This window comes from Sphingomonas alba, assembly GCF_023516555.1.
Classification (GTDB): Bacteria; Pseudomonadota; Alphaproteobacteria; order Sphingomonadales; family Sphingomonadaceae; genus Sphingomicrobium; species Sphingomicrobium album.
On record NZ_JAMGBD010000001.1, the window covers coordinates 1833979 to 1853622 of the forward strand.

The 19644-nt window shown below is 62.5% G+C and carries 19 protein-coding genes; 9 read left to right on the top strand and 10 right to left on the bottom strand.

Annotated features, from left to right (window positions below):
• Window positions 1-83: 83 nt before the first annotated feature.
• The 6 genes from LZ536_RS09650 to LZ536_RS09675 all read left to right on the top strand — a co-directional run bounded on the left by LZ536_RS09650 (window position 84) and on the right by LZ536_RS09675 (window position 8608).
• Complete coding sequence (locus LZ536_RS09650; protein ID WP_249848485.1) at window positions 84-2369, top strand: TonB-dependent receptor; 2286 nt, start codon at window positions 84-86, stop codon at window positions 2367-2369.
• A 29-nt stretch (window positions 2370-2398) separates the two neighbouring features.
• A complete protein-coding gene (locus LZ536_RS09655; RefSeq protein ID WP_249848486.1) occupies window positions 2399-3427 on the top strand; it encodes an N-acetyltransferase DgcN family protein in 1029 nt (342 codons plus the stop codon).
• On the top strand, window positions 3424-4551 hold the full coding sequence (locus LZ536_RS09660; RefSeq protein ID WP_249848487.1) for a YkvI family membrane protein: 1128 nt from the start codon (window positions 3424-3426) through the stop codon (window positions 4549-4551). Before LZ536_RS09655 ends, LZ536_RS09660 begins: the two co-directional genes overlap by 4 nt.
• Window positions 4548-6119 carry a serine hydrolase gene (locus LZ536_RS09665; protein WP_249848488.1) on the top strand — a complete coding sequence of 524 codons (1572 nt, stop codon included), beginning with the start codon at window positions 4548-4550 and terminating at the stop codon, window positions 6117-6119. The genes LZ536_RS09660 and LZ536_RS09665 overlap by 4 nt, the downstream gene beginning before the upstream one ends.
• An 11-nt stretch (window positions 6120-6130) precedes the next feature.
• Window positions 6131-7846 (top strand): N-acyl-D-amino-acid deacylase family protein, encoded by a 1716-nt coding sequence (locus LZ536_RS09670; protein ID WP_249848489.1) that lies wholly within the window; start codon window positions 6131-6133, stop codon window positions 7844-7846.
• Between the two features lie 84 nt (window positions 7847-7930).
• On the top strand, window positions 7931-8608 hold the full coding sequence (locus LZ536_RS09675) for a potassium channel family protein (RefSeq protein ID WP_249848490.1): 678 nt from the start codon (window positions 7931-7933) through the stop codon (window positions 8606-8608).
• Between the two features lies 1 nt (window position 8609).
• Here LZ536_RS09675 and LZ536_RS09680 read toward each other — a convergent pair whose 3' ends face one another.
• Genes LZ536_RS09680 through LZ536_RS09690 form a run of 3 tightly spaced genes read right to left on the bottom strand, consistent with a single transcriptional unit; the run spans window position 8610 to window position 10619 of the window.
• A complete protein-coding gene (locus tag LZ536_RS09680; protein WP_249848491.1) occupies window positions 8610-9722 on the bottom strand; it encodes an AI-2E family transporter in 1113 nt (370 codons plus the stop codon).
• Between the two features lie 4 nt (window positions 9723-9726).
• Entirely contained in the window at window positions 9727-9924 is a 198-nt protein-coding gene (locus LZ536_RS09685; RefSeq protein WP_249848492.1) for a hypothetical protein, read from the bottom strand.
• Between the two features lie 17 nt (window positions 9925-9941).
• Window positions 9942-10619, bottom strand: a complete 678-nt coding sequence (locus LZ536_RS09690) for a DUF3313 family protein (protein ID WP_249848493.1) — start codon at window positions 10617-10619, stop codon at window positions 9942-9944.
• Between the two features lie 403 nt (window positions 10620-11022).
• Between LZ536_RS09690 and LZ536_RS09695 the strand changes: the two genes are divergently transcribed.
• Together LZ536_RS09695 and LZ536_RS09700 are read left to right on the top strand one after the other, a co-directional pair.
• Window positions 11023-11784 carry an OmpA family protein gene (locus tag LZ536_RS09695; protein ID WP_249848494.1) on the top strand — a complete coding sequence of 254 codons (762 nt, stop codon included), beginning with the start codon at window positions 11023-11025 and terminating at the stop codon, window positions 11782-11784.
• A 105-nt stretch (window positions 11785-11889) separates the two neighbouring features.
• Entirely contained in the window at window positions 11890-12912 is a 1023-nt protein-coding gene (locus tag LZ536_RS09700; protein WP_249848495.1) for a sulfotransferase family protein, read from the top strand.
• Window positions 12913-12919: 7 nt separating this feature from the next.
• Here the strand turns inward: LZ536_RS09700 and LZ536_RS09705 are convergent, their stop codons facing one another.
• From LZ536_RS09705 to LZ536_RS09725, 5 genes are all read right to left on the bottom strand, one after another.
• Window positions 12920-13567: a hypothetical protein gene (locus tag LZ536_RS09705; RefSeq protein ID WP_249848496.1), complete on the bottom strand. Its 648-nt coding sequence runs from the start codon at window positions 13565-13567 to the stop codon at window positions 12920-12922.
• A 124-nt stretch (window positions 13568-13691) separates the two neighbouring features.
• Window positions 13692-13985 (bottom strand): hypothetical protein, encoded by a 294-nt coding sequence (locus LZ536_RS09710; protein ID WP_249848497.1) that lies wholly within the window; start codon window positions 13983-13985, stop codon window positions 13692-13694.
• Between the two features lie 167 nt (window positions 13986-14152).
• On the bottom strand, window positions 14153-14629 hold the full coding sequence (locus LZ536_RS09715) for a hypothetical protein (RefSeq protein WP_249848498.1): 477 nt from the start codon (window positions 14627-14629) through the stop codon (window positions 14153-14155).
• A gap of 77 nt (window positions 14630-14706) precedes the next feature.
• The gene (locus LZ536_RS09720; protein WP_249848499.1) at window positions 14707-15687 is read right to left on the bottom strand and encodes a hypothetical protein; all 981 of its coding nucleotides are present in this window, start codon (window positions 15685-15687) and stop codon (window positions 14707-14709) included.
• A 1-nt stretch (window position 15688) separates the two neighbouring features.
• On the bottom strand, window positions 15689-16492 hold the full coding sequence (locus LZ536_RS09725; protein ID WP_249848500.1) for a DUF2092 domain-containing protein: 804 nt from the start codon (window positions 16490-16492) through the stop codon (window positions 15689-15691).
• A gap of 276 nt (window positions 16493-16768) precedes the next feature.
• Between LZ536_RS09725 and LZ536_RS09730 the strand changes: the two genes are divergently transcribed.
• The gene (locus LZ536_RS09730; protein ID WP_249848501.1) at window positions 16769-17416 is read left to right on the top strand and encodes a response regulator; all 648 of its coding nucleotides are present in this window, start codon (window positions 16769-16771) and stop codon (window positions 17414-17416) included.
• Window positions 17417-17431: 15 nt separating this feature from the next.
• On the opposite strand, the gene LZ536_RS09735 is transcribed toward LZ536_RS09730, so the two are convergent.
• Together LZ536_RS09735 and LZ536_RS09740 are read right to left on the bottom strand one after the other, a co-directional pair.
• The gene (locus tag LZ536_RS09735) at window positions 17432-18121 is read right to left on the bottom strand and encodes a DUF3313 domain-containing protein (RefSeq protein ID WP_249848502.1); all 690 of its coding nucleotides are present in this window, start codon (window positions 18119-18121) and stop codon (window positions 17432-17434) included.
• Window positions 18122-18208: 87 nt separating this feature from the next.
• Window positions 18209-19306: a patatin-like phospholipase family protein gene (locus tag LZ536_RS09740; RefSeq protein ID WP_249848503.1), complete on the bottom strand. Its 1098-nt coding sequence runs from the start codon at window positions 19304-19306 to the stop codon at window positions 18209-18211.
• Between the last annotated feature and the right edge of the window lie 338 nt (window positions 19307-19644).

Genomic DNA, 19644 nt, shown 5'->3' on the forward strand with positions numbered 1-19644 from the left:
CGAATTCCTGGGGAATTTCTGGCGCTTCGGCGCTGCGTAAATCTGCCGTGAGGGCGGCGGAAACTGGTTCAAGGGGAGTGAACATGACTAAGTTCGGACAAACATCACGCTTTGCATTGCTGGCGTCGGCGGCGGGCTTTTGCCTGACGATTTCGGGGGCAGCCTTCGCACAGGACACTGCAGCCACAACGGTGGCGGTCGCGCAGGATCCGACGGCTGAGGGTGGTTCGGCCGCGAGCGATCAAAGCGAGGAAAAAATCGTCGTCACCGCTCAGAAGCGCGCGGAAGCGGTTCTGGACGTCCCGGCATCCGTTTCGGTCATCAGCGGCGATCGGCTCGAGAAAGCACATGCATATTCGCTTTCCGAATACGCCACCTACGTTCCAGGTCTGATTGTCGGGTCGGCTGGAACGCCGGGTCAGACGTCTATCGCTCTTCGCGGTGTCAGCTCGGAATTGGGTGTGGGTGGTGCAACGGTCGGCACCTACATCGGCGACCTTCCGTTGGGGTCGAGTTCTGCATACGCCCGTAGCGCTACCTTCGCGCTCGATCTCCTGCCCTATGACCTTGACCGGATCGAGGTGCTCCGCGGCCCGCAGGGCACGCTCTACGGCGCCAGCTCCATGGGCGGCATCCTGAGTTACAACCTTCGCCCTGCCGACCTCGATCAACTGGAGTTCCGCGTCGGCGGTGAACTCGATTCCATCAACGGCGCAGGCGATCTCGGATGGGGAGTGCGCGGCACGGCCAACGTTCCCATCGTAACCGACAAAGTTGCCGCGCGTCTCAGCCTCTTCAAGCAAAAGACGCCGGGCTACATCAACACGGTTACGTTCGATTCAGTCGACGGAAACGGCGTCCCGGCAGGCTTCCACGCGAACAAGGATGACGTGAACGAGGTCGAACAGACGGGCGGCAGGCTTGCGCTGCAGGTTCAGATCAACCCGCAGGTGAACCTAAAGCTCGAGGGCCTAGTTCAAAAAACCCGAGCCGATGGCAATGCCAGCATTGCGGTCGACAGAGACGACTTCGATCCGCTGGTCGGCGACCGCGATCTCATCCGGTACATGGATGAACCGTTCAAGCGGGACGTCCTCTTCTTTGGGGCGACGTTCAACGCGGACCTGGATTTTGCCACGTTCACGTCAGCGACCAGCTACAGCAAGTATGACATCGCCCAGCGCATTGACGCGACCGTTCCGTTCGGTCTCGCTCCCAATCCGGGTGTTCTTGCCGACTTGCTCACCGACATCAGCGTCAAGAAGTTCACTCAGGAAGCTCGATTGGCTTCACCGACAGGCGGCACGTTTGAATGGTTGGTGGGTGCTTTCTACACGAATGAAGACGCACCCGTCAGCCAGGCGTTGAGCTTGTTCACCACGGGCAGCAATCCGACCTTTCTTTTCACGAATCTTTCGATCGATCTGCCGACGACCTTTGAGGAATTTGCTCTCTTCGGTGACGTAACCGTTCGGCCCTTCGAGAATTTTGAGGTCACCGGCGGCCTCCGCTGGGCGCACAACACCCAGAATTTCTCCCAGGAATTCAATCAGTTTGACGGCGTATCTCCAGATCCGGTGTTCACGCTCTCTGCCGACGGCACTTCGAAGGAAAGCGTGGTCACCTGGATGGCCAATGCGCGCTATCATTTCACGCCGGACATCATGGCATATGCACGCGTCGCTACGGGCTATCGACCGGGTGGTCCCAACGTGGTTGTTCCTCTCATCGATGGCCCGCCGACCTTCGAAGCCGACAAATTGATCAACTATGAGGCCGGTCTCAAGGGGAGTTTCTTCGAACACCGTGTCGATCTGGAACTCTCCGCCTACCATATCGACTGGAAGAACATTCAGATCCCGGTCCAAATCTTCATCTTCACGGGCGCGGACAATGGGGGCAAAGCGGCGGTCAACGGAGTTGAGTTCAATACGCTGTATCGGCCGTTCAAGGGTGCTCGGATCGGCTTCAACGGCGCTTACACCGATGCACAGCTTACAGAGGACTCGAACGCTGGTCCCGATGGCGCCCGGCTGCCGCTCATCCCGAAGTGGAGCTGGTCACTTAATGCGGATTACAGCTTCCGGATCGCTCAAGACTGGAACGGACGGGTCGGCGGTGGGCTGCGTTATGTCGGTAAGCGTGCGGTAAGCGTGCAGGATGGAGGCAAGTTGCCTTCATACACCTTGCTCGACCTCACTGCCGGTGTTTCACACGGACCATGGGAACTTGGTCTGTTCGCCCGCAACCTGACTGACGAGCGCGCATATTTGGGCACCACGGACTACCTGCAGCTTGGCTTAAATTTCGCCGACGTGACGATCAACCAACCGCGGACGTTCGGCATCAGCCTGGATACTCGATTCTAAGGATGGTCGATCTCGCCCAGGCACCCCGTGTGCCAAAGCAGAAAGGCAATGCTCCGCTCGGCCCGTATCTCTTGTTCCTCGGGGATACGGTCGAGCGGGGCTATGCCAAGACCGCGTTCGGGTTGCGCGATTGGGCGCCGCACCAATGCGTCGGGGAGTTTGCACTTCCCGACGCCACGGTCACGCTCGACCTGCCGCGGCTGACGCCGGCCGAGGCGGTCGACCGGGGTGCTCGATCGCTGGTGATCGGGGTCGCCAACACCGGGGGGTTCATTGCCGAGGCATGGATTCCCGCTTTGGTGGAAGCACTCGAAGCTGGCCTGGATATCGTCAGCGGCATGCATGCGAAGCTCGGCCAGATTACGGAACTTCGCTACACCGCCGAGCGGCTTGGCCGCCGCCTCATCGATGTGCGCACGCCGCCTGTCGACATCCCGATTGCGACCGGATTGAAGCGCAGCGGCAAACGGCTGCTGACCGTCGGGACCGACTGCGCATTGGGAAAGAAATATACGGCCTTGGCGATTGCCCGTGCATTATCCGCTCGCGGAGTTGACGCGGATTTCAGGGCGACGGGCCAGACCGGCATCATGATTGCCGGCGGCGGCATCCCGATGGACGCGGTCGTCGCCGATTTCGCCGCCGGTGCCGCCGAGATTCTCAGCCCGGATGCGCCGGCCGATCATTGGGACGTCATCGAAGGGCAGGGCTCGATCCTGCACCCTGCATTCTCCGGAGTGTCGCTGTCGCTGCTTCACGGTAGCCAACCCGATGTGTTCGTCGTCTGCCATGACCAGCGGCGGACCAGGGTGCTCGGTGACGAGGAATTCGCGGTGCCGACGATCGAGGAAATCATCCGGCTGACGATTGCGCTGGGCTCGCGGACGAACCCGCGAATCCGGTGCGGGGGCGTGGCGCTGAACACGTCCTACTTGTCCGCCGAAGAGGCAGACGCGCTTTGTGCTTCGGAGTCGGAGCGGCTGTGCCTGCCGGTCGCAGATCCCATCCGTGGCGGGCCTGCGTTCGACAGGCTGATCGATGAGTGCCTGAAGCCGTGACGTCACAAGCCGCGAGTGAGCACAGCTGGTTCAAGCGCATCCTGCTCCCCGGCCTCGCACTGAAGGCGTTCGTCATTGGTGGCGGCTATGCGACCGGCCGCGAGTTGGCCGAATTCTTCCTTCCAGCCGGCCCTCGCGGCGGACTCATGGCAATCGGTCTTGCGACCGTCATCATGAGCGTCTTGTCGGTCATCACCTTCATGCTCGCCCGGCGCATCCAGGCGTTCGATTACCGGACCTTTTTCAAGAGCCTGCTCGGTCCCGGCTGGATCGCCTTCGAGCTTGGCTATTTGTTGCTCGTGGTCCTCATCCTCGCCGTCTACGGGGCGGCCGCCGGTGCAATCGCGGCCGCGGTTTTTGGCGCGCCGGACTGGGTGGGGACGGTCGCCCTGATGTTGGGCATCGCCGGTGTGGTGACCTTCGGCAACAAAGCGGTCGAGCGCCTGTTCACCGGCGTCTCCTATTTGCTCTTCGGCGTCTACGCGCTGTTCATCGTTTTTGCCTTGGCCGCATTCGGCCACCTGCTTGGACCGGCGTTTGCGTCGCATCCGGAGACGGCGGGCTGGGCCATCGGCGGCCTTACCTATGCCAGCTACAATACCGTCGGCGCCGTCATCATCCTGCCGGTGCTGCGGCACCTCGTCACCGATCGCGATGCCGTGGTTTCCGGCATCATCGCCGGGCCGCTGACGATGCTGCCGGCGCTGCTGTTCTTCATTCCGATGGTCGCCTTCTATCCGGCCATCAAGGACGCCGCTCTCCCGTCCGACTTCCTGTTGCAGAAAATAGGACTTCCCTGGTTCCATTTGCTGTTTCAGGCGATGATCTTCTCGGCGCTGCTCGAGAGCGGGACGAGCGGCGTCCACGCCATCAACGAGCGGATCGGGCATGCCTGGAAGGCGAGCCGCGGCACCGAGCTTTCGCACCGCGCGCGCCTGTTGATCGGTTTGGTCCTGCTCGCATTGTGCATGTTTGCGGCCGGGCGCTTCGGCCTCGTTGCGCTGATCGCCAATGGATACCGCGCGCTCGCCTACATTTTCCTCGCCGTCTTCGTCCTGCCGCTCGTGACACTCGGCGTCTGGCGCCTGGCGAAGCACCGCACGACACCCCTGGAGGTTGCATGAAATTCCGTCATTCCGTCGCGCTGATCGCGCTGGCCTTTGCCGCACCGGCACTGGCCGATCCTCCCGCCAATTTCGACCAGAGGGTCGAGGCACTCAGGGTCGCGTCGGAAACGCCCGGCATGGCGATCGCCATTGTCGAGAATGGCAAGACGGTGCTCGCCAAGGGTTATGGTGTAAGGAAGATCGGGACCAATGACCCGGTCGACGCCGACACGATCTTCATGACCGGATCGACCGGCAAGGCGGTCACGGTGGCCGCGCTCGCGACCCTTGTCGATGCCGGCAAGCTCGGCTGGGACGACAAGGTCGTCGACCGCCTGCCCGGCTTCCAGATGTACGATTCCTGGGTCACGCGCGAGATGACCGTGCGCGACCTTCTGGTCCATCGCAGCGGCCTTGGCCTTGGCGCCGGCGACCTCATGTTCGTTCCGCGTAGCAACCGCACCCGGGCTTCGGTCCTGCAGAGCCTGAAGTACATCAAGCCGGCGACGAGCTTCCGCAGCGGCTATGCCTACGACAACATCCTCTACACGGTCGCGGGCGCGCTGATCGAAGCTGTCAGCGGCCAGACCTATGAAAGCTATGTCCGCGACCATGTCTACAAGCCGGCCGGCCTGACCACCGCGACCAGCGACGAGCCGAGCCGCCTCCACACCGTCAACCGCGCCTATCCGCACGGCCGGATCGATGGCCCCGTGCGGATGCTCGGGCATCAGCAATTGCTGGACGAAACCGACCAGCTCGGGGCCGCCTCGACCCCGGCCGGCCTGCTTGCGATGAGCGCCAACGACCTCGCCAAGTGGATCACGATCCAGCTGGCGCACGGCAAGCTGCCCAATGGAGGCACTTTGTTCAGTGAGGCCTCGTCGGCGACGATGTGGCAGCCGCAGGTCATCGAGCCGAACCCGCCAGTACCGCCCGGCTTCGAAGCCACGCAATCCTTGTTCAAGACCTATGCGCTCGGCTGGGAAGTGTCCGACTACGGCGGCGCCAAGATCATTTCGCATTCCGGCGGCGTCTTCGGATTCATCACGATGGTCGTGCTGATCCCGGAAAAGAACGTCGGCTTTGCCATCACCATGAACGCGGAGGAAAGCGCGGTTCGCCGCGGCCTGACCTACGAGCTGATCGACCATTATCTCGGTCGTCCCTATGTCGACTGGGTCGCCCGCTACAAACAGCTGATCGGCACGATGCTGTCGGGCGCCAAGGCCGCCGTCGAGACCAAGGCCGCGGCCCCCGCCAAGGTCGGTCCTTCATTATCGCTCGACCGCTATGCCGGACAGTTCAAGGATCCGTGGTATGGGAAGATCACCGTGTCCCAGGGCAAGTCGGGCCTGGCCATCAATTTCGATGATACGCCGCGCATGAGCGGGCCGCTGGTTCACTACCAGTATGACACTTTCATCGCCCGGTTCGACGACAAGGGGATCGAACCCGCTTATGTGACCTTCGCCCTCGATGCCGAAGGCAAGGTCGATCACATCAGCATGAAGCCAGTGTCGCCGACCGCCGACTTCAGCTTCGACTATCAGGATCTGAACTTCACGCCTGTCGCGGCGCGTTAATGGAGGCAATCATGGTCCGGCGCTCACTGGTTCTGACGACCGCACTCGCGGCGGTGCTCTCGCAAGGCTTAATGGCGCAAGGCACTGCGCCCGCGAGCTACGACCTGCTCATCCGCAACGGCACCATCTACGATGGCAGCGGCGGCACACCATACACCGGTGACATCGGCATCAAGGACGGCAAGATCGTCTATGCCGGTCCGTCCCAGGCAGGCAGCGCAGCCAAGACGGTCGATGCGCACGGCCTCGCCGTCGCGCCTGGCTTCATCAACATGCTCAGCTGGGCCACCGAGTCCCTGCTGGTCGACGGCATGGGCCAGAGCGACCTGCGGCAGGGGGTCACGCTGGAGGTGATGGGCGAGGGCTGGTCGATGGGCCCACTTAACGACCGCATGAAGAAGCAGGCGGTCGAGCAGCAGGGCGACTTCAAATATCCGATCGAATGGACGACGCTTGGTGACTACCTTAGCCTCGTCGAAAAGCGCGGCACGACGATGAATGTCGCCTCCTATGTCGGCGCGACGACGGTCCGTCAGCATGAGCTTGGCGACAATGATGTCGACCCGACCCCGGAGCAGCTGAAGCGAATGCGCGCACTGGTGCGGCAGGCGATGCAGGAAGGCGCATTGGGGGTCGGAAGCTCGCTCATCTATCCGCCGGCGACATTCGCAGAGACCGATGAGCTTGTCGCGCTGACCACCGAAGCCGCCCAGTGCGGCGGGCGTTACATTAGCCATATGCGTTCGGAAGGCGATCGCCTGCTGGAGAGCATCGACGAGGTCATCGAAATCTCGCGCCGTTCGGGTGCTCCGGCCGAAATCTATCACTTGAAGCAAATGGGCCGCGCCAATTGGGGCAAGCTCGATGCCGCCATCGCCAAGATCGAGGCTGCACGTGCGTCAGGCCTCAAGATCAGCGCCGACATGTACACCTACACCGCGGGCGCGACCGGTCTCGCCGCGTCCATGCCGCCCTGGGTCCAGGATGGCGGCACCGAGGCGATGCTGAAGCGTCTCAAGGACCCGGCGACGGTCGAGCGGATCAAGGCGGACATGCTGAAGCCGGGCTCGAACTGGGAAAATTTGTACCTCCACGCCGGGCCGGAAGGGGTACTCCTGGCCAGCCTGGTCGACCCGTCGCTCAAGCCGCTGATGGGGAAGACGGTGGCCGAGGTCGCCAAGCTGCGGGGCGTTTCCCCCGAGCAGGCGGTGATCGATCTGGTCCTGACCGATCAGGGACGCTCCGGCGCCATTTATTTCCTGATGAACGAGGACAATGTCCGCAAGGAAGCCGCGCTTCCCTGGGTCAGCTTCGGATCGGACGGCGAAGCTTCGGCGCCCGAGGGCGTCTTCCTCAAGAGCAGCACCCATCCGCGATCCTACGGCAATTTCGCCCGCTTCCTCGGCAAATATGTCCGCGACGAAAGAGTGACTTCGCTGGCCGATGCCGTCCGCCGCTTGTCGGCATTGCCGGCAAGCAACCTCGGTCTGCAGGACCGTGGCCAGCTCAAGGCCGGAATGGCGGCCGACGTCGTGCTGTTCGATCCGGCAACCATCGCTGACCATTCGACCTTCGCCAACCCGATGCAGTTCGCAACGGGGGTACAGGCCGTCTTCGTCAACGGCGTGCAGGTGTTGAAGGACGGGACGCCGACGGGCGCCAAGCCTGGCCGGTTCGTCAAGGGACCGGGCTGGACCGGATGGCCCGGCGGAGGTGCCTGCAAATAGCGTCTTCTTGCCGGCGCGACCGCATTTCTATCTCCTCATTTTCCCCAATTGCGTTGAGCCGCGGCTAGCGGAGGCTGCGCCGTTATGAAAACGACGACGCAAGCCCAGGGCCGCTCCGAGCTTGAGAAGGCCTACGGTCGCAACCGCTATGCGGTGCTCTTCTATTCGCTGCTCCTGATGTTGGTCGCCTTGCCGGCCGCCAGCGAGCTCGGCTTTCCCGCCGTCGTGATCAAGCTTCTCATCGCTGCCTGCCTGCTGACGGCGGTCATGCCCAGCGCCCGCAAGGGCCGGCGCCTGATCCTGTTCGTCGTCATATTGTTGCTGATCGGGCTGCGGTTCGTCGCCGAGCCGGACGAAGTGCCGATAAGCTTCGGACCCGTGCTGGCGCTTTACGGCGTGACCGGGCTCCTCGCCGCCGCGGCCACTCTCCGCTTCGTCGTCAGATCGCCGCGTGTCGACAGCGAAACGGTCTATGCGGCGCTCAGCACCTACCTTCTCGCCGGGCTTTTCTTCGGGGTCATCTATTCGGCGATAGAGTTCATGACCCCCGGAAGTTTTTCCGGCCCCGATGCCTTCAGCGAGGGTGCCGCCATCTATTACAGCTTCGTCACCCTGGCGACTTTGGGCTATGGCGATTTCCTGCCGCGCACGGAACTGGCGCGCGGCATTGCCACCTTCGAGGTGATTGGTGGCCAACTCTACCTGGCCGTGATGGTCGCGCGCCTGATCGGCGCCTTCGGGTCTCACCCAGGGGATCCCTAGATCAGGCCTTCACTTTCGCGGGTGTGCCGAGCCACTCCATGAGCAGCACCCAGCCGACCGCGAGGACCACGGCGCCGATGAACAGGCCGACAAGGCCGTAGGCCATGACGCCGCCGATAACGCCGAGCAGGATGACCGGCATCGGTACTTCCAGGCCATGACCGATCAGCAGCGGCTTGAGCACCGCATCGCTCAGGCCGGCGATGATCTCCCAGATTGTGAAGATGATGGCGACGGTCGTCGCCTTGACCGAGAAGGCCCAGACGATCGCAGGCAAGGTCACCAGGACCACCGGAACCTGTACAACGCCCAGCGCCATGGCGAGGATCGACAACAATCCCGCGCCGGGCATGCCGATGACGAACAGGCCGATGCCGACGAGGAGCGCCTGGACGAAGGCGACTCCGATCACGCCGTTAGCGACGGAGCGGACGGTGGCGCCGATGACGTCCATGTAATGCTCGCCATTGGCGCGGCTGCCGGTGATCTTGGACAGGATCCTCAGCATGAACTCCCGGGCCCGTTCAGCGTAGGCCAGCATGATCGCCGCGAAGATGATGGCGGCGACGATCGCGAGGACCGAAACAAAGAGTCCGCCGGCCTGGGCCACGAGCCATTTGGTGAAGGCGGCGATTTGCGGCCCATATTCCTTGGCAAAGGCAGGCATGTCGGTCGAGGCCTTCTGCCAAACGACATAGGCCTTGTCGCCGATGAGCGGCAGGTCATGCAGCCTCTCCGGCGGCGGCCTGACCTGGCGCTCGCCGCTCTGCAGGGCCGAAACTAGCGCCGGCACCGAACTCGCTGCGCCCGCGGCGGCGATCGCCGTCGGGACAAGGATGAATGCCGACAGGACGACACCGATCAGCGTCGCCGACCACTTGTTCTTCATGCCTTTGGCTTTGAGCTTCTTGTGCAGTGGGTAGAAGCAGACGGCGAGGATGGTCGTCCAGATCAGCAGCGCCACGAACGGGACGAGCAACTGCACGCACAGAGTGATCAAGAGTGCGAGCAAGAACAGCGGCAAAAGCAGCTCGACCAGCTGACCAACGGTCAGTTTCGAGGTTGCGTTGTCGGGAACCTTGGTAGCCTTCGATTTTGCTGCTGCCGTCGCCATGGCGTCACCTCGCGCGAGAACCCCGGAACAGGATGAGGGCAATCGCCGCGAACGCGACGAATGCGAAGAAGCTCATCGTCTGGCCGACGTGCATGCCGCCAATCGTGATCGGAAATCCGACCAACAATCGGTAAAGCGCAAGCGCCGCCAGGCACAGGAAGACGAGGCCGCCAATCAGGCTGAGGGTCCTATTTCCAGACATGAATTTCTCCGTTCGTCCTAGGGGCGAATTGGTGACAAAGCTTTGAGGTTATTGAGACCGTTGACGCCGTCCCGTGCCCAACCGGACACGAGATCGCGGAAGTCGCCGCGGTTGCTCGCGCTGGTGCGCCAGTTCCCGCCGCCGTAATCACCGGCGTAGCGTTGATCGACCGCGCGGCCGAGAAGCGCGCCCGTCAGGGAATCTCGGGCCTCGATGAAGAAGGTCGCCTGCCCGGCTTCCGGGGCGAGCGTGACGCCGCGACTCGATGTCCGCACGTCCGGAGCATTGACCGTGATGTTCACAACGCCGGTCTTGATGCGGAGGACGTCGGGTCCCGGCTCGGTGACCACCTGATAGCCGCCCTTGGACCATGCCTCGGCGAAGATCTCGTTGGATGCGGCCACGCCCTTGACCAGGGCCTGCTGCACGTCGCGGTCGGACACGCGCGAGGAAAGGTCGCGGCTGGAGCTGTTATAGTCCCGCTGCCAATTCTTCTCGAACGCGACCTCGGTCGGGTCGAGCATCACCTTTGTGTAGCCGCGGAAATCGGCGCCCGGCTGCAGGTAGGCAAGATCAAGCCGCTTGGACTTGACCTTCACCAAGCCATCCCAGCTGGCCGGAGGCGCGGCCGCATTGGCTACATTGGATGTCAGAACCATGCCGGCCATTGCGGCAATCAAAAGCCCGCGTTTCACCCCAGCGCTCCTGCCGTTGAACAGCGGCTAGTTCTTGCCCAAGGGCCTACCAAGTCTATCAGCGGAATCCCTGAGACGAGGCGGTCATGCCCCGTGAATGTCGAATCTGGCTGGAATCGCGGTTTCTCGTGGAAGGTCCGCCCCGGGGGGTGGGGGAGGAAAGCGGAGCGGACCTTCGCGCCGAGGTCGGGGATTCTCGGCCTTTTCAACAAGCCCGGCAAGCTGTGGATTGCCCCTAAGGCCATATCGGGGAATCCGGCTGGTACGAATCCACTGCACGCCAGTGATCCCGTCCATCCCCGGGCGGGGTTTTCCCTGATGGTCTACGAGAATCCGCGAGAATAGCCCCAAAGGTGCGTCCCGTTGCTTTGCCGCGACGGGCAAACTGGAAGGAGCAGGGGTGATGACCAATCGTGCAATTCGGCTGTTAACTATCGGTGCGGCGGCAGCAGCGCTCTACATCGCGCCGGCAATTGCGCAGATGCAGGAAGTCCAGGGCATCGTTGTCTCCAATCGGAACGGCGCTCTTGTGATCAAGACGCCATCCGGCGACCAGACCATCCAGCTCGCTCCCGATGCGCGCATTCGTTCAGTGTCCGGCGCTCTCGGCGGGCAGAAGGAGGTCGTTCCTCCGTCGGCGCTCATCCCGGGATTGCCGATCACGATCGAAGCCGATGCCTCCAGCGGCCACCTCGTGGCGCGCGACATCGAATATAAGGCGAAGGACTTCAAGACGGCCGCCCAGATCCAGGCAGGCAACCAGGAGATGCGCACCGCCTATTCCAAGATCGGCCAGTGGGACATCCGCGCCGAGGAGACCATCTATTTCAAGACCGGCAGCGCGGTGATTTCCCCTGAGGACAAGCAGCGGTTGACAGCGCTCGGCAAGAAGGCAGCCGGCATCAAGGGCTATGCAATTTCGGTGCTTGGCTATGCCGATCCCCGTGGCAATGCCGCGGCGAACGAAAAGCTCAGCAACCGGCGCGCGCAGACCGTTATCAACTATCTGAAGCAAAGCGGGACTGTGCTTCCGGGCCGCGTCCTGGGCGCTTCGGCCATGGGAGAAATGAACATTCCCATCGAGAAGCCGGATGCCGCGAGCCTCCAGGGCGCCCGCAAGGTCGTCGTGCGTGTCCTGACGAGCGCCGCGCATCTGCCACAATAGCAGGCTAACCAGTTTGCAAGGGCTCGAAACAAAGGCCTGTGCCTGCTCGTCAGGCCCCAGGTCTTTGTTTCGCCTTTTGCGGGGCCAACACCAACAGGACTAGTAATGGTCAGTGTCAGTGACTTCGATCGGTTCGTCTTCGTGGTTGGCGCGCCGCGTTGCGGAACCACGACACTTGCGCAATTCCTCCGGGACAATCCGGCCGTCAATTTCCCTGCAGTGAAAGAGCCGCATTTCTTTGCACAGAACGATTTGCGGGGATTGGGCGATCAGGAGCTCAAGGAACGGGTCGAGCGGGATTACCTCAACCGTTTCTTTTCAAGGCGACCGCACCGGCGGGTCGGGGTCGATGCCTCTGTGACCTATCTTTACATGCCGGAGCAGCTTGAGCCGATATTGCGCTTATGGCCCGATGCCCGTTTCGTCATTGCCCTTCGCAATCCGCTATCGATGCTGCCGTCGCTGCATCGCCGGCTGATCTACATCGGCGACGAGACTATTTCAGACTTTGCCGATGCCTGGGCCGCAGCACCGGATCGTGCCGCGGGTCGTCGGATTCCTGCGCGTTGCGCCGATCCGCGCTGGCTTCGCTACGACGAGGCAGGCCGCTTCGCCTCATACCTCGAACGCCTGTTCGCCGTCGTTGGCCGCAAGCGTTGCCATGTCGTCCTGTTCGACGAGCTCGAGTTGAATCCGGCCGGCGAGTATCGGCGGCTGATGGCGTTCTGCGGCCTGGAGCCCGTGATTGGCACGGACTTCTCACCGCGCCGCGCCAGCCGCGACGTCCGCTACGTCTGGTTGCAGCGCCTGCTCAAGCGACCGCCCATAGCCATCCGCAATTACTTTGCAGGCGAGCAATTCATGCAGCGTGTCCGCGACCTCGATGACGAGACGCAGGGGAAGCCGGCGAAGGCGGTGCTTTCATTGCGCAAGCGCCTATTGCGGTGGAACCGGGTCCCGGCCCGGCGCCAAATCCTCTCCGATGAAATGCGGGAAGAAATCAGGGCTCGTTTCGAGGGCGAGATTCTCCGGCTGCAGGAGCTCCTCGATCGCGACCTCAGCAATTGGCTGATCGACGACGAGTGCGGTCAATCCAAAGCGGAGTCCGCGTCCATCGCCGCCGAGTGACCGGCGGCTAGTTTGAACTGACCTGCTGCCCGCTTTCGCCCGGCAGCCCGAAGACCTCGGCCAGGCTTCGCTCTTCCGGCAGGATGTAGACCACTGCCGCCGTATCGGTCAGCAGGGGGGCAACGACATCCTTGTAAAAAGATGCCGGGACATTGATGCAGCCATATGTGATCCGGTTGTCCTCCGGCGTCGGCGAGGCGAGGCGCTCCAGGCGCCGTTCTTTGCGATTTGCGGTTACGACCGGATGCAATGACACTGCGGTCGACCAATCCACCCAAATAACTTTTGCATGGCCTGCGGCGGGCCCGAACTTGGCGACAAACCGGCCGGCGGGGGTCGTTCGTTCTTCAGGTGGGATGGCCCTGAGCTCACGCTCGCCAATGCCGGGGGCGGACTCATCGCCCTTCGCGGATCCGATGAGGACCGGCGTTTCCCCGAGCGCCTCTCCGTCAGAGTTAAAGACGAAGACTTCGGCGGCGGCCTTGTCGATGATCATGTAGGGCAGGGATCCATTGTCCCTCGATGCCTGAACCCATTGCATGACGGTCCTTGCGGGATCCGTCGGGCTTGGCTTTTCCTCGGGCAGCGGCGCAAGTGGGTCCAGTTCGGGCGTGTCCTGGTAGGCCGAATTCGCGCTGCAGGGCGAGCCCAGCATGACAGTCGCCAAAAAGAACCAAGCGCCGATGGCGCGCATATGATCGAGCACCTACAGTCCAGTCGTGGCGACGGCGCCCCTTGGAGCCCGCCGGGGCAAGCCCGACGAACTCCGCAGAGGACGGTCAGTTCCGCGGTCTTTTGGACGCCAGTTGCTGTTCGAGCGCGTCGACACGGGCGGTCAACGCATCAAGCCGCTGATTGGCGTTCTGGGCCGCGCTGGCAGCCTGCTGCGCCGTGGCATTGGCCGCTTGCGCCGTCTGGTCGACTTGCCCCACCCGGGCTTCGAGCTGGGTGATGCGGTCGTTGACCGTTGCGATGTGCTGGTCGACGTAGTCTTCCGTCGCGCATCCGCTCAGGCTCAGTCCGGCAGCGAGGGCAAGACCAGCAGTCGCGATGCTCTTCCTCATCAAGAACATGTCCGACTCCTTTTGTTTGGAGCTCGCCAGGTCAACGACCGGTCCGCTCACATGTTTGTCGCGCGAACAGGGCCGCCCCAGACAGCCGAGCGCGCTTATCGAATAATGCTGGAGGCTAATCTGTAGGCAGAATCCCTGAGGAAACTGCGATTCTTTGCGGACGGCGATCAGGCCAGCTTTCGGTAGAAGCGCACGACCAGTTCCTCGACGATCACCATCGTCACGACGATGATGATCAGCCAGACGATGCCGTGGTAGACGCCGTTGAAATGTATGTCCTTGTCGAAGATGAAGGTTAATCCTTCGAGGATCACGAACTTGGATCCGAACAGGACGAGCCAGGCGCAGAAAAAGCGCATGAAAGTGTTAAAGCCGCTCTTGCCTTTGCCCTTCCAGTAGGCGGCTACCTTGTGTTCGACGGCGATCGTCGCCTTCAGCAGAAGCTGCAGCACGATCGATGCAAGAAGCATGGTTGTGAAGCTGTCGACGAAGACTTTGTCGGTATATTCGGCGAAGAGGCCGAGGACGACGAGGTCGATCAGGGCGCCGACGAAATAGAGCAGGAAGATGCGCTGTCGATTGGAGGAGACATAGGTCGCCGCCGGCATCAGCCCTTCATCGTCATGCACCGTCGCTACTGTCATTTTTCCCTCGCCCAATCAGAAATCGGCCGCCCGGTCCCGGGGAGGGGAACCGCGGGCGGCCGAAGTCTGAGTCATACTTACGGCGTCTGGACGCTGACCGTCGCCGGATCCGGCACCGACACGTAGACCACCGTGTCACCCTCATATTGCGGCTGGTAATAATATCCGCCGCAATTGTAGTAGGTGTAAGTGTGCCAGGCGTAGGGCGAGCAGCCGCCCGGGAGCCCGTAATAGGCCGAGCCATAGGCAACAGCGGTTGCCCAAGCCGCTGTGGCGCCAATCGCAATGCCGGCACCGATGGGATAATCGCCCCAGCCGTCCCAATCGCCCCAGCCGCCATCAAAATCATTGTCGATATTGATGTCACCAGTGTTGATGTTGTTGCCGTTGCCGATGTTGTTGCCGCCGCCCGGCCGATTGCCCGGACGACCAGCGCCGCCGACACCGCCGACACCGCCGACACCGCCGACACCGCCGACACCACCGACACCACCAACGCCGCCGACACCGCCGACACCGCCAACACCACCGACGCCGCCGACACCACCAACACCGCCCGGCTTACCGGGTTTGCCGACTCCGCCGACGCCACCGGGGCGTCCGGCACCGCCGACGCCGCCGACGCCGCCAGGCTTACCCACGCCGCCAGCTCCGCCAACGCCGCCAGGCTTGCCCACGCCGCCGCGACCGCCGGCACTGCCGAGCCCGCCGCCGGGCCTGGTTGTCGGCGGGCTGTAACCACCTCCGCCCGGCCGGCTGTAGCTGCCGCCCCGGCTGAAGCCCGTGCCGCCACGATTGTAGCCGCCGCCGGAAATTCCGCCGCCGCGGCTACCGCCGCGACTCGCGCTGCTGCCACCGAAGCCGCCCCCGCGAGAGCTGCTGAAGCCTCCGCGGCTGCCACCGCCGAAGCCGCCGCTGCTGCCGCGGCTGAAACCGCCACCGCCACGTCCGCCGCCACCGCCACCGCGGCCGCCGCGTGCGTCAACTTCCTGCGCCATGAAAGCCGCAAGGCTCACGAATGCTGCGAGCATTCCCAGGGCTGATGTCTTGCTGCGCATGTCACTCACCCCCCTTGTAGGTGGCCAACTGGATCTTCTTCGCGTTCGCATCAGGCACGAAGGCGAAGTCCGCATCGGTGAAGGCCGGGTTGAGGGTCCACAGCAGCCGAGTATTGAAGGTCGGCTTGGCTGGGTCGTTGCGGTCGACAATCACCAGCTTCCGCGGGAATGGCTGGTCTCCCTGTTGGATCCAGATTTCCCAATCCACATTGTCTTCGCGGAAGGCGTAATGATCGGTCTCGACGCCATCGATGGTCGCCGGGCCGACATTATAGGCCGAGCGTAGCGCCTTGATGCGATCGTCGCTCGATCCGTCCGCCCATTTGAACAGATCGGCAAGCGGCAGCGAGATGCCGAACTTGTCGTAGATCGTCTGCAGCACCTCGCGGTTCGTCGCTGGCGCGGCCACCGTCGAATAATAGCCGAGCTTCGGCGAATAGACCGTGAAGTTCTTGCCGTCGTAAATGAACCGCCGGCTCTTCACGTCACTGACATAGTCAATGACGAAACCATTCGGCTTGCGGATCTTGTAGTTTGTGGAGCCGTCCAGCTGGATACGCTGTCCATCGTTGGTGACGACGTCGAGACTGCCTACTCCTTGCACCTGGAGTGTGCGGGCGCTGGTCAGGAACGTGCTCATTTCCTTGAGCGCGTCGACCGCTTCGTCTTCGACCACACCTTCGTTGGCGATCGGATCCGGCATTGCCGATTTCGGTGCCTGCGTCCCCTGCGCGAGAGCGCTTTGGGCTGTGACAAGGGACAGAATCATTCCAGCGGCCGTTGCCGCGTACCAAAGGCGCTTCATGCGACATTCTCCATCACTAGCGTGCTGGTGCGACGGCTGGCCTAACAGCGGCAGGATTGCGCTATTATCAGGTGAACCCCTAGGCACGGCGGGTAGAGTCCCTGAGGCCGGTTTTCTGCTTGGGTCGCAAAGGGTGTCTCCCGTCGGCGATGTGGGTTTACCCTGATTGGAATTGAACTTTGCTCCCGTACGAAAAGGTGGGAAACAAGCGGTTGCTGGGGGCCAGTTTCAGTCCCGCTTAAGGGGGCGACGCGCGAAGACGAGAGCTGGGGCAATATGAGCAGCCCGATCCGACGGATCATCATTGTCGACGATCACGACGCCATTCGCCGGGGCGTTCGGCAATTGCTCGACACCAAGCCATATTACCAAGTGGTCGGTGAAGCTTCCGACGGCCGTTCCGGCCTGGAGCTGGCGCGAGAGACCCGACCCGACATTGCGATCCTCGATTATTCGATTCCCGAACTGAACGGGCTCGACCTCAGCCATGCGCTGAAGCGCGAATTTCCGCGGATCGAGATCCTCGTTTACACGATGCACGACCGCGAAGAGATCATCATGGACGTGCTTCGCGCCGGCGTGCGCGGCTTCGTTCTGAAGTCCGATACCGAGAAGCATCTGATCGCCGCGCTCGATGCGCTGTCGATCCATCGCTCCTATTTCTCGGGTGCGATCTCCGACACGCTGCTCGACCAGTTCCTGGAGAGCAAGCCGCAGACATCGGCCAGCAGCCTTACGCATCGTGAGCGCGAAGTCGTGCAGCAGGTCGCGGAAGGCCGCATCAACAAGGAAATCGCGCAGCGGCTGAACATCAGCGTCAAGACGGTGGAGACGCACCGGGCCAGCGCGATGCGCAAGCTGAAACTGCGGACGACAGCGGACCTGGTCCGCTACGCGGTCAGGAACCAGCTCATCCAGGCCTGACCGCGCGATTTCGGTTTATTGAGCGACGACGCCGGTAAGGTTTTCCAGGCGCTTGCGAGCTCCGTCGGCGAATTCGCGGGCCACGGCCTTGATGGTTTCCTCCTGGGAGATCGTTGCCGGCACGTCGAGCGGATCGGGCGTGCGGCGGCGAACCGCGGCCAGCAGCAACTCGTTGGTCTTCGCATCGTAGAGCTCGACAGCGAATAGCACCGATCCGGTGAAGGTGCCGGGCTTGCCAAGCGCGCTCTTGACCGCACTCAAGCCGAAACCGATCGGCGTGACGCGGGTCGCGGTTGCGATGCCGCCCTTGGTCTTGGTCGCGCCGAGGATCGTGACCTTCAGGCGCAGCGTGTCGGCTTGCGGCGTCGCTGGCGACGGGAAAGTCTTGGCGAGTTCATTCCGCAGAGCTTCGGTGACCACCGAGGCCGCCTTGTAGCGGTCGGCGCTGTCGATACCGTCAAATTGCGCGTCAGCACCTTGATAGACCGCCGTGGGGTCGACGATCACGCCGCGGTATTTGGTGAAGACCTCCCGCGGCTGGACGTAGGTCCAGCTTTCGGAATTGGCCTTGTCCTGAGTCATTTTCGCGGACGATTTGAGCGCGACTGGCGCGTGATCCTTGGTCTGCGCGGACGCAGGCGCGACCGTGATCAGCGCGGCCAGAGGCAGTGCGGCCAAACAAAGTGTCGAACGAAATGCAGACATGACAGGTCCTTGCGAATCTAGGGTTTTCCTCAATCCAAGCGCTCGCATCGAAGCGGGGGGCACTCCATCAGTGGAAACCCCGACGCCCTATTTCGACAGTTGCTGTCCCAGCGGCGCATCGAATCCGGGCGGATATTTCTGCCAGCTATAGCCCGCTTTCGCCGCATCGAGGCCGACCTTGTACAAGGACTGCATATAGGCCGTGTCGAACTGCTCATTGTGCGGCGTGTTGAAGGTCGGCGGGATATAGGTGAGGTTGAAGTCGATCCCGTCCCGGTTGGCAGTGGTGTAAATCCTGTAGAGATCGCCGATGCCCTGCGTTCGCGTCAGCGAATCGATCGCCCGCATTGCTATCGTCATCGTCCTCCGCTCGGTGCTGGTCCAGTCGGCGTCCAAACGGGCGTTGCGGATCACATAAAGGACGCGCTTGCGCGGCGCCGCGCTGTTCACGCTGAATGACGGCGGATAGAGAAACACCTGGGTGACGGTTCCGCCATCGACATGCATTTCCTGGTGCGGAGTCCCATCGATGTTGACGTCGATCATGACTGGCGGGAAGGCGCCCGGGATCGAGGCCGAGGCGAGCAGAACGCTGCGGAACAGTTTCACTGCCCCCGGATCGTTGCTTGAGGCAATCGCGCCCATGTTCCAGATCACCGGCTCCAGGGAGTCGAGGTTGGTCGTGCCGACCAGCAGGATCCGGCCCTTCGCATATTCGGCGGCCACCTCTTTCAGGAATTCGGGTGTCACGTAAGAAGCGATGATGGTGGCGAGCGGCGTCGTATCCGCCGCGGCATCGCCCCAGATCAGCGACTTGAAACCCCGTTTGGTGAAAATGTCCCTCTGGGACGTCGTCGTATAGACCCGCTCCAGGACATAATCATATTTGGGTCCGAGGAAGGCGAAAGGCGCGATGAGAGCGCCCGTGCTGATTCCAGTGACCACCTTGAACTCGGGCCGCGTTCCGCTCGCCGTCCATCCATTTAGGAAACCTGCTCCATAGGCCCCGTTGTCTCCTCCTCCGGAGATGGCGAGGAAGTATGCCGGCGGCAGTTCGCCGCTCTGGCCCTGGCTCGCGCGCCATTGCTGCTCCCTGGCGAGCGAATCCCGCGCAGCCGCGGCGAAGGTGTCCGATTCACGAGATACGAGGAAACGGACCGGGCCCAGCGCCTGTTCGGACTGCAAGGCGGACGCCTGAGGTACTGCGGGCAGCCTTTGCGGCGTCGAACACCCCGCCACGCCTAATTGGATTGCCACGGCGAGGGTCGTCAGCCTGGAAAATTTTGTCGTGGCCATGGCGCGTGCTCCGGGTTTGCGGAGGGCCTGATTCGGTCGAAAGGCGACCCTTATCTATCCATGCAAACCCCGAAATGCCGTCCTGATGGCATCAGGACTAATCCCAATTCCACTTTGCTTGCCGCTGGGCATGCTCTGGTCACCATACAGGGACCGAAAGGGGCGACCACTTATGCGTAAATACACCATGCTTGCGCTTGCATTGGCTTCGACGACGCTGACAGCCA